This is a genomic window from Edaphobacter sp. 4G125, assembly GCF_014274685.1.
GTDB lineage: Bacteria > Acidobacteriota > Terriglobia > Terriglobales > Acidobacteriaceae > Edaphobacter.
Genome location: NZ_CP060393.1, coordinates 3169645 through 3185052 on the forward strand (window position 1 = coordinate 3169645; position 15408 = coordinate 3185052).

The 15408-nt window shown below is 55.5% G+C and carries 17 protein-coding genes and 2 tRNA genes; 13 read left to right on the forward strand and 6 right to left on the reverse strand.

The features are described 5' to 3' along the window. The first annotated feature begins 39 nt into the window (after positions 1-39). From H7846_RS13120 to H7846_RS13145, 6 genes are all read left to right on the forward strand, one after another. Entirely contained in the window at positions 40-492 is a 453-nt protein-coding gene (locus H7846_RS13120) for a YciI family protein (protein WP_186692642.1), read from the forward strand. A gap of 119 nt (positions 493-611) precedes the next feature. Continuing rightward, positions 612-1025, forward strand: a complete 414-nt coding sequence (locus tag H7846_RS13125) for a VOC family protein (protein ID WP_186692644.1) — start codon at positions 612-614, stop codon at positions 1023-1025. Positions 1026-1077: 52 nt separating this feature from the next. Continuing rightward, positions 1078-1476, forward strand: a complete 399-nt coding sequence (locus H7846_RS13130; RefSeq protein ID WP_186692646.1) for a YciI family protein — start codon at positions 1078-1080, stop codon at positions 1474-1476. A 9-nt stretch (positions 1477-1485) separates the two neighbouring features. Continuing rightward, complete coding sequence (locus tag H7846_RS13135) at positions 1486-1908, forward strand: YciI family protein (protein WP_186692647.1); 423 nt, start codon at positions 1486-1488, stop codon at positions 1906-1908. Positions 1909-1950: 42 nt separating this feature from the next. Next, the gene (locus H7846_RS13140; protein WP_186692649.1) at positions 1951-2385 is read left to right on the forward strand and encodes a YciI family protein; all 435 of its coding nucleotides are present in this window, start codon (positions 1951-1953) and stop codon (positions 2383-2385) included. Positions 2386-2453: 68 nt separating this feature from the next. Beyond that, entirely contained in the window at positions 2454-3251 is a 798-nt protein-coding gene (locus H7846_RS13145) for a DoxX family protein (protein WP_186692651.1), read from the forward strand. Here H7846_RS13145 and H7846_RS13150 read toward each other — a convergent pair. Further along, positions 3248-4300, reverse strand: a complete 1053-nt coding sequence (locus H7846_RS13150; protein WP_186692653.1) for an amidohydrolase family protein — start codon at positions 4298-4300, stop codon at positions 3248-3250. The two genes, H7846_RS13145 and H7846_RS13150, sit on opposite strands and share 4 nt — an antisense overlap. 142 nt (positions 4301-4442) lie before the next feature. Here H7846_RS13150 and agaR point away from each other — a divergent pair, with 142 nt between their 5' ends. The 3 genes from agaR (at position 4443) to H7846_RS13165 (ending at position 7319) form a co-directional block, all read left to right on the forward strand. Then, the gene (gene agaR, locus H7846_RS13155; RefSeq protein ID WP_255460630.1) at positions 4443-5246 is read left to right on the forward strand and encodes a transcriptional repressor AgaR; all 804 of its coding nucleotides are present in this window, start codon (positions 4443-4445) and stop codon (positions 5244-5246) included. A 93-nt stretch (positions 5247-5339) separates the two neighbouring features. Next, entirely contained in the window at positions 5340-6386 is a 1047-nt protein-coding gene (locus tag H7846_RS13160; RefSeq protein WP_186692655.1) for an SIS domain-containing protein, read from the forward strand. 6 nt (positions 6387-6392) lie between these two features. Further along, positions 6393-7319: a carbohydrate kinase family protein gene (locus H7846_RS13165; RefSeq protein WP_186692657.1), complete on the forward strand. Its 927-nt coding sequence runs from the start codon at positions 6393-6395 to the stop codon at positions 7317-7319. Here H7846_RS13165 and H7846_RS13170 read toward each other — a convergent pair. Continuing rightward, positions 7316-8773 (reverse strand): MBL fold metallo-hydrolase RNA specificity domain-containing protein, encoded by a 1458-nt coding sequence (locus H7846_RS13170; protein ID WP_186692659.1) that lies wholly within the window; start codon positions 8771-8773, stop codon positions 7316-7318. The genes H7846_RS13165 and H7846_RS13170 overlap by 4 nt on opposite strands. A gap of 126 nt (positions 8774-8899) precedes the next feature. Between H7846_RS13170 and H7846_RS13175 the strand changes: the two genes are divergently transcribed. From H7846_RS13175 to bshA, 3 genes are all read left to right on the forward strand, one after another. Beyond that, positions 8900-8976 (forward strand) — tRNA-Val (locus tag H7846_RS13175). A 41-nt stretch (positions 8977-9017) separates the two neighbouring features. Continuing rightward, positions 9018-9929, forward strand: coding sequence for a ChbG/HpnK family deacetylase (locus H7846_RS13180; protein WP_186692660.1), 912 nt, complete (start codon positions 9018-9020; stop codon positions 9927-9929). Between the two features lie 9 nt (positions 9930-9938). Further along, positions 9939-11093 carry an N-acetyl-alpha-D-glucosaminyl L-malate synthase BshA gene (bshA, locus tag H7846_RS13185; protein WP_186692661.1) on the forward strand — a complete coding sequence of 385 codons (1155 nt, stop codon included), beginning with the start codon at positions 9939-9941 and terminating at the stop codon, positions 11091-11093. A gap of 15 nt (positions 11094-11108) precedes the next feature. On the opposite strand, the gene H7846_RS13190 is transcribed toward bshA, so the two are convergent. Both H7846_RS13190 and H7846_RS13195 read right to left on the reverse strand, forming a co-directional pair. Then, complete coding sequence (locus H7846_RS13190) at positions 11109-12509, reverse strand: histidine kinase (protein WP_186692662.1); 1401 nt, start codon at positions 12507-12509, stop codon at positions 11109-11111. Between the two features lie 20 nt (positions 12510-12529). Beyond that, a complete protein-coding gene (locus tag H7846_RS13195) occupies positions 12530-13357 on the reverse strand; it encodes a hypothetical protein (protein WP_186692663.1) in 828 nt (275 codons plus the stop codon). A 389-nt stretch (positions 13358-13746) separates the two neighbouring features. Here H7846_RS13195 and H7846_RS13200 point away from each other — a divergent pair, with 389 nt between their 5' ends. Next, on the forward strand, positions 13747-14391 hold the full coding sequence (locus H7846_RS13200; protein WP_255460631.1) for an HD domain-containing protein: 645 nt from the start codon (positions 13747-13749) through the stop codon (positions 14389-14391). 127 nt (positions 14392-14518) lie between these two features. Here the strand turns inward: H7846_RS13200 and H7846_RS13205 are convergent, their stop codons facing one another. Further along, a complete protein-coding gene (locus tag H7846_RS13205; RefSeq protein ID WP_222597506.1) occupies positions 14519-15268 on the reverse strand; it encodes an aminoglycoside N(3)-acetyltransferase in 750 nt (249 codons plus the stop codon). Positions 15269-15327: 59 nt separating this feature from the next. After that, a tRNA-Arg gene (locus H7846_RS13210) sits at positions 15328-15404 on the reverse strand. Positions 15405-15408: the final 4 nt, after the last annotated feature.

A 15408-nucleotide genomic window follows, 5' to 3' on the forward strand; every position in this document is an offset into this window, starting at 1 on the left:
ATTAACATCTCGTAAATTCAATTATCAGGAGCTACACTCATGCGCTTCATGATCCTTCGTAAAGCCGACAAGCACATGGAACAGGGAGCGGGACTTCCCAGTAAAGCTCTTCTTGGAGCCATCGGGAACTACTATCAGGAGATGCGGGATGCAGGGGTTCTGCTTGCGGGGGAATGGCTGCAACCCAGCGCCAATTCATCTCGCATCCTTGTGAATAAGGGGAAGCAGACCGTAGTCGACGGCCCATTTACCGAGCTGAAGGAGCTGGTTGCCGGATTCATCGTCATCGATGTGCCATCGAAGGAAGAGGCTATCGCCTGGGCGCGGAAGTGTCCGACGCTTACGGGGGAATGTGATGTCGAGGTTGAGATTCGGCAGGTGATCGAAGCCGCAGACTTCCCCGCCGACTATGCCAAGGAGCTGACCCGGCATGTCTCGAAGACAATGGCGACGGATGCGGAGAAAATTCTTCGCACAACGGGTGTCGCTTAAGTCTTCGGAAAATATTTTTATAAAAATTTCAGAGGCGTGTCGATTTCCATCGTCTTCATTCGACGTATCAGTAAAGCGGCAAGAAAAAGCCGCTTTGCCAAACGCGAAGGAGATTGACCATGAAGATCCACCCCTACCTCTTCTTTAAAGGCGACTGCGAAGAAGCCTTCAAGTTCTACGAGCATGTTCTGAAAGGCAAGATCCAAGGCATGCTTCCTCATGCCGGAACTCCCGCCGAACAGCACACTGCGCCGGAGTGGCGCAACAAGATCATGCACGCCTGCCTCACCGTCGGCGATGCGGTCCTGATGGCTTCCGATGCTCCGCCGGAGCACTATAGTGCCCCTCAAGGCTTCTCCGTCTCGCTCCAGATTGACGATGTTGCCGAAGCTGAGCGCGTCTTCAAGGAACTCTCTGCCGGCGGCAAAGTTACCATGCCCATCCAACCCACCTTCTGGGCAACGCGCTTCGGAATGTTTACCGATCGTTACGGGATCGCCTGGATGGTCAACTGCAATCAGCCCAACGCTTAATACGCCCATTTTCTAAACACTTAGCCACGCATATTTTCTATAGGAGTGATTCATGCGCTTTCTTATGCTCTACCGCCCCGCCGATGTTGCCAGCGTTGAAGCTGGTCTTCCACCCACGCCCGAGATGATGATCAAAATGGGCAATCTTATCCAGAAGAAGATCGCGGAGGGGAAACTACTCTCCACCGAAGGCTGCGCCGAGACTAGTAAGGGAGCCAAGGTGCGGCTCTCCAAAGGAAATCTCTCTGTGACGGATGGCCCTTTCTCCGAAGCGAAAGAGCTGATCGCCGGGTTTGCTCTCTTCCGGGTCAGTTCAAAGCAGGAGGCCATTGAGGAGGCTCGCGAGTTTCTCGATGTCGCCGGAGATGGCGAGGTAGAGATTCGTCTCATTCACGATTCGGACAATTGCATCGAGTCGATCAAATTGAGCCACCAGACTCAAAACGCGTAGGAGCTGACCATGCGATTCATGATGCTGATGATCCCCAAAGGCTACGAGAGCGCCGCACCGGACGCGATGCCGAGTGCAGAGGCCGTAGCTGCCATGATGAAGTACAACGAATCCCTGCAGAAGGCCGGCGTTCTGCTGGCCCTCGATGGGCTTCATCCACCCTCAACAGGAGCGCGGGTAACCTTTCCGAATGGAAAGCCTCACGTTACCGATGGCCCCTTTGCAGAGGTGAAGGAGGTGCTGGGCGGCTACTGGATGATCCAGGTCCGCTCCCGCGAAGAGGCGATCGAGTGGGCGAAACGCTGCCCGGGCTCTGCCAACGAGACGATCGAGATTCGCCAGGTCCAGGAGATGGCAGACTTTCCACCCGATGTTCAGAAGGCCGCCGCCGGGTTTGAAGAGATGCAAGCCTATGCGCGAAAGACTTCCTGAGTTTCAAGGCAATCCACATCTGATCCGAGAAAGGAACACTCCATGCGATTCATGATCATCATCAAAGCCACGCCTACCTCCGAAGCCGGAGCCATGCCCGATCAGAAACTCCTTGAGGCGATGGGCAAGTTCAACGAAGAGCTCGTTGCTTCAGGCATTATGCTTGCAGGCGAAGGGCTCCAAGCCAGCTCAAAGGGTGCTCGTGTTCGCTTCAGCGGAGACAAGCGCACTGTGGTTGATGGCCCCTTCTCCGAAACCAAGGAGCTCATCGCGGGCTTCTGGATCTGGCAATGCAAGTCGAAAGAAGAAGCCCTTGAATGGGTCAAGCGATGCCCGAACCCTTTCAACGAAGAGAGCGAGATCGAGGTACGGCAGGTCTTTGAACTGGAAGACTTCGGTTCCGAGATCACACCCGAATTGCGGGCCAGCGAGGAGCGTTTGCGCGCCGAACTGGAATCTCGTCAGAAGAAGGCCTAATCTCTCAACCCGAAACGCCGCGACACACCCAAGTGTCGCGGCTACTTCAAGAGAAAGCAGATCAAACCATGACCGTCGCTCTCCAAACCGCACCATCGAAGACGCGCCTCTATACCGGCTATGTCCTGAGCACCCTTGCCATCTTCTTTCTCGTGATGGATGCGTGCATGAAGTTCACGACCAATCCACAAGTGATCGCGGCTCAGACTCAGCTTGGTTGGCCCATGCAGCTCTCTCCTGCCATTGCCATTCTCGCGTTGATCTGCACTGCACTGTATGCCCTTCCGGCAACATCGGTGCTGGGCGCATTGCTGCTGACCGGCTACCTCGGCGGAGCGATTGCACTCCATCTCCGCGTCGATAATCCGCTCTTTTCGCATACGCTCTTCCCTGTCTACGTTGCTCTTTTTATCTGGGGAGGTCTCTGGCTGCGCAATGCTACTCTGCGCGAGGTCCTGCCGTTAGCTAGCCATCCTATCGCGAATACCACTTCCCAAAAACAGCTCTGGACGGGCTACATCGTCACCGCAATCTCGGCGCTTCTGATCCTGTTCACCGCGGTAATGAAGTTTGTCTACGTCCCGAAGCCCGGCGAGCCGATCCTTTTCCCTCAGCATCACATTCACCATCTCGCCTACATCGAGATCCTCTGTACCATTCTGTACCTGCTTCCGAGCACTTCTTTTCTAGGAGCGACTTTGCTTGTCAGCTATCTTGGTGGGGCAACCTGCATCAACCTTCGTGAAGGACAACCTCTCGGTACGAGCCTCATTACAGTGGTCATAGGAATTGTGGTGATGGCAGGCCCATGGCTTCTCGACTCCCGCCTGCGGAGGCTCTTTCCGATTCGCTCGACCTCCCGCTAGCGAAGATGAGGCATTAGCTTGAGGGCGTTCTCGCGGTACACCTTACGCAGAACGTCGTCCGGCAGAAATACACCGTAGATGTTCCAGCGGCCCTGCCGGGACGCATGGGATGGATATTCGAAATACTCGTCCGCTGTTTCAAGGAAGCGGAAGTACAGGCGGTACATCGCATCGTCCGGCAGAAGGTCTGTTCCGAACAGAATGCGATCGGCGTATTTCAAGAAGAACTCGCGGGCGCTGTAGGGTTGACGTCCCAGTTCCGGGGTTCGTGCACTAATATCCACCAGCAGATTCGGAAGCGCATCAAGCTGCTGAGATAAGAAACCAAGATCCTCGGGGCTCTCGGCACAGTGCGCCCCCACGAAGGTAACCTGTGGATGGCGAGCGATGACTCGGTTCCGCTGCTCCAGAAGCTCACGCTTGGGAACCGGCGAATTGGAGAACCCCCAGTCCGGGTGAGCGGCCAACTCTTCATAGCGCTCGTTGTACTGATCGATAGGTTCAAAGAACGCCGTTGGATCAGCTGTATGGAACATCACTGGCAAGCCAAGTTCTCCACAGGCGACAAAGATCGGCGCAAAGCGCTCGTCGTCGATACGGAGCAGCGAGCCATCGGTATCCTTCAAGGTCAGCCCGAAGTCCTTCCAGAACTTAATGCCGCAAGCACCGTGATCGATCATTCTCTTCAGCCGATCGATGGTGACCTGGACAAAGTCCGGGCGATCGACGCCGCTCCAGTCCATCCAGCCGATGGATGAAAACCGTCCCGGCGCGGCCTGGTGGAAGCGATCCATAATATCGAGCGCGGTCTGTCCCACCTGCATCGTAATGTTGACTACATGCTCGACTCCACAACGGTCCATAATCCCCAACACCTCACGAGGATCGGTTGAATCGAGATGGTTGTGATAATCGATGGCGGGATATTTGGGTTTCAGAACGGTGTGTTCCGTCGCATTAAGGGAAGAACGCGGATGGAAATCACTCAATCGCAGGTCAACATCCGCAGTTGCCGTCACCATATTGACGAACTTATCGCTCGAAGCCATTACCCAATCTCCCTAAAAGAGAACTTTTCGAAAGATAATGAAATCTTCGCAAGGCGTCAAAAGAAAACCTTTTTTCGCCGCATTCCCTTGAGATTCGATATAAGTATCAGGGGAATGTAGGATAGTCCCACCCATACGACCTATGAAGAAACGCATCGCAAAGAACGACAAGAACGCTAACCCCATGCTGATCGAGGAACGGCGCCAGCACGTGCTGGCGCGGATACAAAAAGAAGGCCGAGTCCTCGTTGCGGAACTATCCGATTCCCTTGGAATCTCTCGCATTACGATCCGGAAGGACCTCGATAATCTTGAGCGTCGCGGCCTGGTGCAGAGAACGCATGGAGGCGCTCTGGCTCCACAGACCACCTCTTTGCTTGATCCCACGTTGCAGGAAAAGCAACGTCATCGACTCAACGAGAAGCAACGAATCGCCGAAGCAGCAGCCAAGCTGGTCCGCGATGGACAATGTGTTCTGCTCGATTCCGGCACAACGACAACTGCGGTGGCCCATGCGCTTCGCCGCTTCAAGAACCTCACCATCGTCACGAATGCCGTCAACATCGCCGCCGATCTTGCCAGCACGAACTTCGAAGTGATCCTGACCGGCGGAACCATGCGGAAGAATTCTTTTTCTCTCGTCGGTCCTTTGGCTGAAGAGACCCTCGCAGAGATTCACGCCGACATTTTTTTTCTGGGCGTCGATGGCTTCGACTCGATCGTCGGCGTCACCACGCCCAACGTTCTGGAATCGCGGGCGAATCGGGCCATGGTCAAAGCATCCCGTCGCGTCGTTGCGGTATGCGATTCCACAAAGTTCAATCGGCGAAGCCTCGCGCTGATCGTTGCTCCTCATGCAATCCATACGGTGATTACTGATACTCAGATCTCAGAAAACGATGCGGAAGCACTTCGAGGTGCGGGTATCGAGCTGATTCGCGTTTAGGGACGCATAAAGGGATTTTCTTTTTATTTCTTTATGTTTCGTTTACAATCTTTACAGCGATTCAAATCAAGAGCGCGCGAGGGCACCCGATTCATGAGCCAGGAAATCTGGACACTCCAAGAGATTCATACTCAACCTGAGGTATGGAACCAGTCTCTCGACCATCTTTCTTCCGCGGACCTAGCTGGTCTTACCTCTGGCTACGATCCGCAGAACACGGAATGGGTCTTTGTCGGCTGCGGAACCAGTTTTTACCTGGCCCAGGCCGCAGCGTTCAGCCTGAGCCAAATAGCAGGCGTCTCAACGCATGCGCTTCCTGCTTCGGAGATTCTCCTCTTCCCTTCGCTTTCGCTCCCTCGCGGCCCCAAGGCATATTTCCCTGTCCTCATCTCGCGCTCCGGACATACCTCTGAGGTTCTACAGGTCGCTGAATACCTCCAATCGCAGAAGGTCGAATTCCTGGCCATTACCTGCGATGGACAGGAACTGGCGAACATGACGTCCCGTGTGCTCAAGCTTCCGACTCATGAGAAAAGCACCGTGATGACCTCTTCGTTCACATCGATGCTTTTAGGCTTGCAGTTTCTTGCTGCAACGCTCGCAGGGGAAACGTCGTTCCTAGACTCCCTGCGCTCGCTTCCCAAAGATCTGAGTCGCCTGCTGGACACCTATTCCTCCAAGGTTCAGGACTTCGCGCAAACCAATCTGGACGATGTCGCATTCCTCGGACAAGGGGCTTTGTACCCAATTGCGTCGGAGACTGCATTGAAGGTCATGGAATCCTCCAGCACCTATGCGCAGTACTTCCATACTCTGGAGTTCCGTCATGGCCCCAAATCGATCGTGGGGCCAACGACTCTTGTAGGTGCTCTTGTTTCGGAGAGCGGCTATAAGTTCGAAGCACCTGTGCTACGCGAGATGAAGGAGCTGGGAGCGATCACGATGGCTGTTGCGAACGCCGCTACCGACGATCTGCGGGGCTCCGCCGATCTACTGATTGAGCTCAACCTTACTGCACCAGAGCTTGCACGACTTGTTGTCTATGTCGTCTGGGGACAACTCTTCGGAAGCTATCGTGGACTTGCAAAGGGACTCGATCCCGACAATCCTAAAAATCTGACTCGGGTCGTCACTCTGTAATTCACGATGAAAACCTTCGATATCACCATTGCAGGCGACATCAACCTTGACCTCATTCTCTATGGGCTTCCACAGAAGATGCCGTTAGAGCGTGAGTTGTTGGCTAGCAATTTTCAGCTGACGCTTGGGGGGTCATCGTCGATCCTCGCACATAATCTTGCTGCGCTCGGAAGAAAAGTTGGCTTCGTTGGCAAAATCGGCGCGGACGAGATGGGACAGGTCGCGCTGCAACGACTTCAGCAGGTCGGTGTCGATGTGTCCCACTGCATTCAAGCGAACGATTTAAAAACCGGAGTCACCATTCTGCTTCACCACGGTTCCAACCGGCACATCATGACTTACCTTGGAACTATCGCCGAATTGGCTCCAGAAGATCTCGACATCGACTATCTCGCCAACGCGAGGCACTTTCACGTCTCCGCCTTTTTCCTGCAGAAGAAGCTGCAGAACGGCTTGCCCGACGTCTGCCGCAACCTTCGTTCACGCGGTCTGACGGTTTCGCTGGACACCAACGACGATCCTGACGATCAGTGGGGAGAAGCATTCACGACTATGCTTCCCGTGATCGATATTCTCTTTCCTAACGAAGATGAGGCCAAGCGCATGGCCAAACGCGATGATCTGAATGAGGCCATCGACTGGCTTGCGGAACGAGTGCCAATTGTCGTCGTCAAGTGCGGATCTCGTGGTGCAATCGTCCAGCAAAAAGATCGCCGTTGGAGCGTCCCCACCATGCTGGAGAAGCCCGTAGACACCATCGGTGCAGGCGACAGCTTCAACGCAGGCTTTCTTTCACGTTTTGTCGAAGGAGCATCTTTGGAAGAGTGTGCCGCTATGGGCAACCGGACCGCGGCTCTTTCGACGCTACGGCCCGGCGGGACTGAATCATTCCGTGATACTGAGCTTTTGCGGCGTCTGCAATCTGACCGCTAGCTCACTTCGAACCGGTCACCACGCGCCGGACAAATCACCTCGAGCTTGTAGCGTCGTTCAATTTCCTCTTTCAGAGCTTGTTGCGCCAAAGGCTCGCCGTGCACCAGGAAGACCTTCTTCACGGTCTTCACCGTCGGCTCCATCCAGGCGAGCAGTTCATTTTGATCAGCATGTCCACTTAGTTCACCGATCGAGTCAACCTCTGCGCGCAGCCGCATCGGTTCGCCAAAGATGTTGACCTCGGGAAGCCGTTCTACAATCTTCCGGCCCAGAGTATTGGCCGCCTGGTATCCCGTGATCAAGACCAGATTGCGTGGATCCTCAATTCCATTCTTCAGATGATGAAGGATTCTACCTGCTTCGCACATACCCGAAGCCGCCATTACGATAAACGGAACGCGCAAGTCATTGAGCGCCTTGCTCTCCTGTACAGTCTGCGTATATTTCAGCCTCTCCCAATCGAAGGGATCGTGCCCCTGATGATAAAAATCGCAGATCTCCTGATCCCAATCCTCGGTATGTTTCCGGAAGACATCGGTCACCTTGGTGGCCAGAGGGCTATCGACAAAGATCGGCATATCGGGAATTTGCTTCTCATTGGTCAGCTCATGCAGAAGCATCACCAGCTGCTGTGTCCGTTCCACGGCAAATGCCGGAACGATGATTCTTCCGCCGCGGGCAGCTACGCGCTTCACCAGTGCTGCCAGCTTCTGCTTCACCGGGCCGGGCGGCTGATGCAAGCGATTCCCATAGGTACTCTCCATAATCAGGTAATCCGCTGCGGGGGCTTCATCCGGGTCCTGAATAATCGGAAGGTTCTTTCGTCCTACATCTCCTGAAAACAACAGACGGGTCTTCTGCCCGCGCTCATTCGCTTCCACCAGGACACAGGCCGATCCCAGCATGTGCCCTGCGTTCGTCAGCGAGATGCTAAACCCTTCGTCCTTCGTCGAGCCATTCAGGATGGACGACTCATGCAACTTGACGGGACGCATCTGCCGCAACACCTGTTCGGCATCGTCCTGCGTGTAGAGCGGCTCGAACGGCTCCGCGCCAGGCGCCACCCCCACCATCTTCCGGCGACTTCTCCGCCGGTTCATGAACTCCGCATCGCCTTCCTGAATATGCGCGCTGTCCTTCAACATTGGGTCACACAGATCGATGGTTGTAGGAGTGGTATAGATCGGTCCGCGGTATCCTTGCTTGATCAGGCCTGGCAGGTTTCCGCTATGGTCAATGTGCGCGTGGGAGAGTACAACGGCACTCAGTGCGCTATTCGCAGCTGCAAGCTCCTCCGGCTTCAGCGCCAGATGCTTGTTGATCTCCTGGGCTTCCTGCCGTTTGCCCTGAAAGAGCCCACAGTCCAGAAGGATCTGTCGTCCAGCGCACTCTAAATGATGTGAAGATCCGGTAACTGTTCGGGCTGCACCCCAGAAATGCAAACGAATTCCCATGCCTTAATCTCTCCTGTTCTGCAACAACCACACACAATCCATGAAGATATCCTGCGCAGGACTTCGTGACAACCTGACATCTCCGATTGCATCTCACGCATACGTCCCATACACTGGATAAAGAGTGGGCGGATAGCTCAGTTGGTTAGAGCGCCTGCCTTACAAGCAGGATGTCGGGGGTTCGAGTCCCTCTCTGCCCACCAAAAATCACTTACCTTCGCGTTGCGTCTGCTACCGGAACTTCATGTCCTCCCGCCTCATCATCAACGCAGACGATTTTGGTCTTACCCACGGCATTAACCGCTCCATCGCTGAACTTCATCAGGCAGGCGTGCTGACCTCTGCTACGCTGATGGCGACCGGGCCTGCTTTCGACGATGCAGTTGCGATCGCCCAGGACACACCTTCTCTTGGCGTGGGTTGCCATGTCGTGCTCACAGACGGAGTGCCAGCCTGCTCCCCCGAGAAGATTCCCTCGCTGCTGGGCCCTGATGGAAGGACCTTTCGTCCTTCTCTGCTCGATTTTGTTCAGGCATTGCTGCGCGGACACATTCGCGAACCTGACATCGAGCGCGAGGCCGAGGCGCAGATCCATAAGCTGCAAGATGCTGGCATCATGATTACGCACGTCGATACGCACAAACACAGCCATCTCTTCCCTGCTGTAACACGCCCTCTTCTTCGCGTGCTGGAGCGCGCAGGCATTCGCGCAATTCGCAACCCATTCGAGCCTGAATTTACGCGCCGCCTGGCGCACGCCGGCTTCAAACGTCGCTTTCAAATCAGCCTCCTCAATCGCTTCCGGCCAGCTTTCCTGAACCATCCTGAAGTGAAAGAACATAAGGTTTTCACCACCGATGGCACTCTCGGGGTATCCGCTACGGGAAACCTCAATGCATCGACGCTTTCCGAGATCCTCGACACTATGCCGTCCACCGGAATCTTCGAACTGGTTTGCCATCCGGGGTATAACGATCACGACCTGGACCGCGTCACCACGCGGCTTCGCGCGCATCGGGAGATTGAGATGCAGGCGCTGCTCTCTGCTCTTCCTCGCGCTTTAGCGCAACCGAACCGCCTTGCGCTCATCCATTATGGAGAGCTGGCGACAAAGACACCGACCTCCGTTGTCACTCGTAGTCAGACAGTCCAGTAGGAGCCTTCGATGAAGATCGGCATCACGTGCTATCCCACCTATGGGGGCTCCGGCGTCGTTGCCACCGAGCTCGGAATTGAGCTCGCCGCGCGCGGTCACCAGGTCCACTTCATCACCTCGTCGCAGCCGTTCCGGCTCACTGGACGTGAGGCCAACATCCACTTCCATGAGGTCTCCGTCTCCACCTACCCTCTATTCGAATATCCCCCCTACGACCTTGCACTCGCCACCCGCATGGCTGAGGTCGCTGACTTCTACTCTCTCGATCTGCTGCATGTTCACTACGCCATTCCGCACTCGGTTAGTGCGCTGCTTGCCAGCCAGATGATCGAGGCTCATACGCAACTTTCCCGTCGCCGCAAGCTGCCCTTCATCACCACGCTGCACGGAACCGATATCACGCTTGTGGGCCTCGATCCCTCGTATCTACCCATCACTCGCTTTGCGATTGAGCGTTCGGATGGAGTGACTGCGATCTCGAGCCACCTTGCGGAACGCACTCGCGAGGCCTTCGGAGTGGTCTCTGAGATCGAGGTGATTCGCAACTTCGTCAACTGCGATGTCTACGTTCGCAAGCCAGAACTTGTGGCAGAGATGCGCCCGCGCTTTGCGGCTCCTGACGAACACCTTTTCGTCCATCTCTCGAACTTTCGCCCTGTAAAGCGAGTGACAGACGTGATAGAGGTCTTCGCGCGCGTAGCTCATGCTCTTCCTGCGCGACTCATGCTCATCGGTGATGGCCCCGATCGCAGTGTCGCCGAGCAGCTTGCTCTACGCTACAACGTGCAGGACCGCATCCATTTCCTTGGGAAACAGGATGCCGTGCATGAGCTGCTTCCGCTTGCAGACCTCATGATCATGCCCAGCCAGATGGAGTCCTTTGGACTGGCAGCTCTCGAAGCGATGGCCTGCAGGGTCCCTGCGATTGCCACTCGCGTTGGAGGAGTTCCTGAGCTCATCGATGACCAGGTAAATGGCCTTCTCTTTGAGCTTGGCGATGTCGATGCAATGGCGGAGGCTGCAATCTCGCTCCTCAAAGCCCCAGATCGTCTGCAAGCGATGTCGCAAGCGGCGCGGCATACAGCCCAGGAGCGGTTCTGTACAACCCGCATCATTCCGCTCTACGAAAGCTACTATCAGCGCGTGCTGGACCGCGTGAAATAGAGCTTGCAACCGCTCTCATCCACCCAGCCGAGTGGCCCGGCGCATCACACTGTCCATTGCGTTCACAGCAGCCTCAATCACCTGCTTTCCGCTCTGCGACCAGGTTTGTGATTCCAGCACAGGCATCTTCAGCGTCACTTTGGTTCCGCGCCCAGGTCGGCTATTTATCTCGACGGTGGCCATACTTCCGTATTGGACCTCCATACGTTCGCGCACATTCTTCATTCCGATTCCAGAACCCTGACGAACCAGCGACTCCGCACCAGACTCCTGATTGCGCTCAATCGACATGCCAACGCCGTCGTCTTCGACCTCAACGATCAGCGTCCCGTCTTCTTCAATGCGGCTTCTGAGAGTGACCGTTCCACCACTGATCCTCGGTTCAAGACCATGCTTGATGCTGTTTTCAATCAGCGGCTGAAGAAGCATTCCTGGAACCATGACATCGAGCGTCTCCGGAGCAATCTCTTTGACGACCTTCAGCTTCTCTCCAAACCGTACCACTTCAATGTCGAGATAGTCGTCGGTAAAGACCAGCTCTTCTCGCAGAGGAACAAACGCATCGCGATCCTTCAGCAGAACACGAAGGATGTTGGCCAGCTTGACGATCATTTCTCGCGCCAGCTCGGGCTGCGAACGAACGAGGGACGTAATCGAGTTCAGCGTATTGAAGAGGAAGTGAGGATTGATCTGCCGTTGCAAGGCTTCGAGCCGCGCCTCGAGCAGGAGGCGCTCCTGCTCTTCGAGCTTTCTTTCCACACGGATCGCGTTCCAGATCTTCAGCGGGATTCCGACGACTATGGGAGCAGTGGCGCAGATGAGGAGCTCGACCCACCACTCTCTTGAATACAGGCTGAAGTATCTTCGCGGATTGAACCATGTAATGGCGCTTGCGCAAAGCTGCAGAACCGCGATTAGCACCAGCAACAAGACCTGTCGATCGAGATGCGGCCGTTGAAGATTTCTGGTGATCCAGCGATAGATGCTGAGATCAATCATTGGAGAGAACGACCATACGTCTTCCGGCTCCAGGAACTTGCGGAAGGCTCCGACGATAGCCGCGATGATCAGGTTGATGGGCAGTGCCCAGTATTCGTGATGCAGCAAAGCGGGCACAGCAAGCGCCGCTCCCCCGGCCATGGCTCCCAGGGGTCCAACCAGGATGCCCAAAAGCGCCGTCGTCGCCAGCGAGAGATCGGCTGCCAGAAAGTTCGGCACCTTGACGCGAATCAGCACGCCGAGAACCAGTGGCGCGCAGATCATCGCTACCAGCTCGATGGTCTGGCGTGACGTCCGGCGGGGAGACAGCAGAACATCCTTGAACTTCCTTGACCGCGCGAGAGAGCTTGAAACCGCCGCAGCTACACCGAGCTCCACCAGAAGCGTGATCAGGATCAGGGACTGTGAGATATGCATCACCTCTCTAATCTACGCTCTCAGCCGCCGCGGAGAGGCTCAGCCGCATCCGAAGGAAAATCCTTCTTTTCCGGCATGCGGTCGTCAGGTGAGCCAGAAAGAGGCTCTGCACCAGTGGAGCGTGCGAGGGTATCGAGCAGTGCCGCGCCAATGGGTTTGGAGAGGCGACGCCAGACAGCAGGAGGGGGAGTGAAATCGACTCGGTTTTCGGGTTGTCCAGTGGAGGGGTGATCGAAGTCCGGAGTCGGGCCGGAGCCATAGTGGGCAGGGATTGAATCGGGTTCTGGTGAAGTATCTGACCCCAGATCTTTCCCGTTCGACTCGCCGTTGGCTCGCTCAGGGGAGGCTTTTCGCGTTTCATCGTTTCGCTCAGGATGACACTTTTGTTGATGGGAGGATCGCCGGAGTGGAGCAGCTTCAGTGGGCTCCAAGTCTTCTGGCTGCGTGAGCATTGCTACCGAGGCGGCAGTTGGTTGGGAGTTGGGCTGAGTGGCGGTGTTCTGGTGCTGGAACGCAGTGAGGTTGGAGTTGGCGATCTGGAGAGCGTAGAGAAGGAGTCCAGCACGACGGAGGTCGATGTCGTTGTTGGCTATGCGAAGCATGATGGTGCCGATGGCCTGTTGGATCTCGGCACGAGAGCTGGGCTCTGGAAGAGAGAAGTTCGACTGGCGGGCGCGGCGCAGGCGAAGATTAGCGATGGGACGGCGGGTCTGGTGATGGTGGTAACAGAAGTTCTCGCCGCGCATGGCGGGACTGCCGCAGCGACGTCCCTCCGGCTCATGATGATGGCAGCGGCGAGATGAGGGTATGGGTTGCTCCGGGATATGGACTTCAGTTGTGTCGTGCATGATGCCCCCTGGTATTGTTTTTTGCGCAAAATATTCCAAACAAAAGAGTTGAACCCGGATCGACGTGGGCTCAGGCGTTAAAACGAAAAAGCCCGGCACAAGGCCGGGCTTTCTTCTGCTCCTGATTTAAGGCTAGCAGGCAGTGTCAATAATTTGACTGTGGGAAAGTGATTCAGGGGTGCGGTTTTACTGGGTGCACAAGAGGTGTTGTGCTTTTAATCTGCGGTTATCTGGCCTTTCGGTAGAGAAACGCATATCCACTCAAGAGCGAGGGATTCGAGCTACATTCGGGTTCCACGGGGGCACATACCTTTCGAGCGGTTAGTTAAGATTCATATGTGCTCCAGCCAAACTCTGATGGTACGCAGTTGCCGAGCAGGAGAAGAAAAATGATGAACGGTGATATCTTCGCACCCTTCAATGAACTCGCAAGCAGGCTCCTGCCCGTGCTGTCCGTAGGCGATGGCGCCCATGACCTCTCTCATCTCATCCGAGTATGGCGGAATGTAAAGGAGATCCAACGGGGTGAGGGCGGCGATATGGAGATCTTAGCTGCGGCCGTTCTACTGCACGACTGTGTTGATGTACCCAAGAACTCACCAATGAGGTCACAGGCATCAAGACTAGCCGCAGCCGAGGCGACGACTCAGCTCAACGCCTTAGGGTGGCAGGCGAGCCGAACGCACTGGGTGGCATCAGCGATTGAAAGTCACAGCTATTCGGCAGGAATTACACCAGCGACTCTCGAGGCCTCTATCCTGCAGGATGCTGACCGTCTCGACGCAATAGGCTATACAGGAATCGCGAGATGCTTCTACACGGCGGGACGGATGGGATCTTCCCTTTACGAGCCTTCTGACCCAAGCGGCGAACAACGCCCCTTAGACGATGCCGCTTTTGCACTGGATCATTTCGCCGCAAAACTGTTGAATCTGGCAGAAGGCTTCAGAACAGCTACTGGACGCTCGATCGCGGCGCAACGACATGAGGCAGTCCACAGTTTCTATGTGGGGATGTTGCAGGAAGTTGGATAACTCTTCGGGAATGCGCATCTGATGGCTTGCGTGCAGGGCTGAAATTCTCACTGACACTGTAGTTCTTCGCGTGATCTTCGGTCAGATGTCTTCATGGGAGGCTCGATCAGGCGTGAATTCGCCGATATCAAGCTGGAATGGAATTTCGATCAGAAGACCAGATCGTGACGGCATGATCGACAAGTTGCCGCATCTCGATGAGGATGCCTTTCCCTTTGCCTAGCGGGCCGACGGCGGCCAGACCTGCGCGCAATACACTGGCTCCGATGGGAAGAAAAGCATTGCTATCCATCAGTCGCGGGACTTCGAACGAAACCCATTGCCTTTCGCCGTCGATCATCAGAGGAGCTCCCTCCGAGACCTTGGGTCGATCGGGCCACACGATGCGTTCGGCAAGATGCAAGGCCGTACATTTGTCAAAATCAACCCCGATCAACAGGACCTTCGCACCAAGTCGATACAGTTTTCCGAGAGGGGAACTTACGCCCAATGGGTCGCTTAAGCTGTGGTTGCTCGTAATCTCCTCTGCGAGAAGTCCAAACGCAGTGAATGAAGTCGAAGGGTGTTTGCTGCGGATTGCACCGGGCCAGGTTCGAAAGAGTTCAGCAACCTGCCCCATATCCTGTGTTGGGGTGATGCGAGGATCAAAGACTGGCATGGTGTCTCGGATCGTCTCCAACCATTCCTTAGGAGCAAAGGGTGCTTCCCAATTTTCTGGATTGGTCAGGCTGTTGGATTGGGTGGGCATGACAATGGTGCCGTCATCCCCCACCGCTCGAAGCAAGGCCTGTATGACGGCAACGGGACCACCGTTCACCCATCCCAGGGATTTCAGTGACGAGTGGACGAGAACGATGTCACCTGTTCGAATCCCCAATGTCCTCAGTTCTGAAGATAGGCTTTCAACGGTGACAGGCATCATGGGATAGGAAGAAATGGTGCGCCCGGAGAGATTCGAACTCCCGACCTACTGGTTCGAAGCCAGTTGCTCTATCCAGCTGAGCTACGGGCGCATCC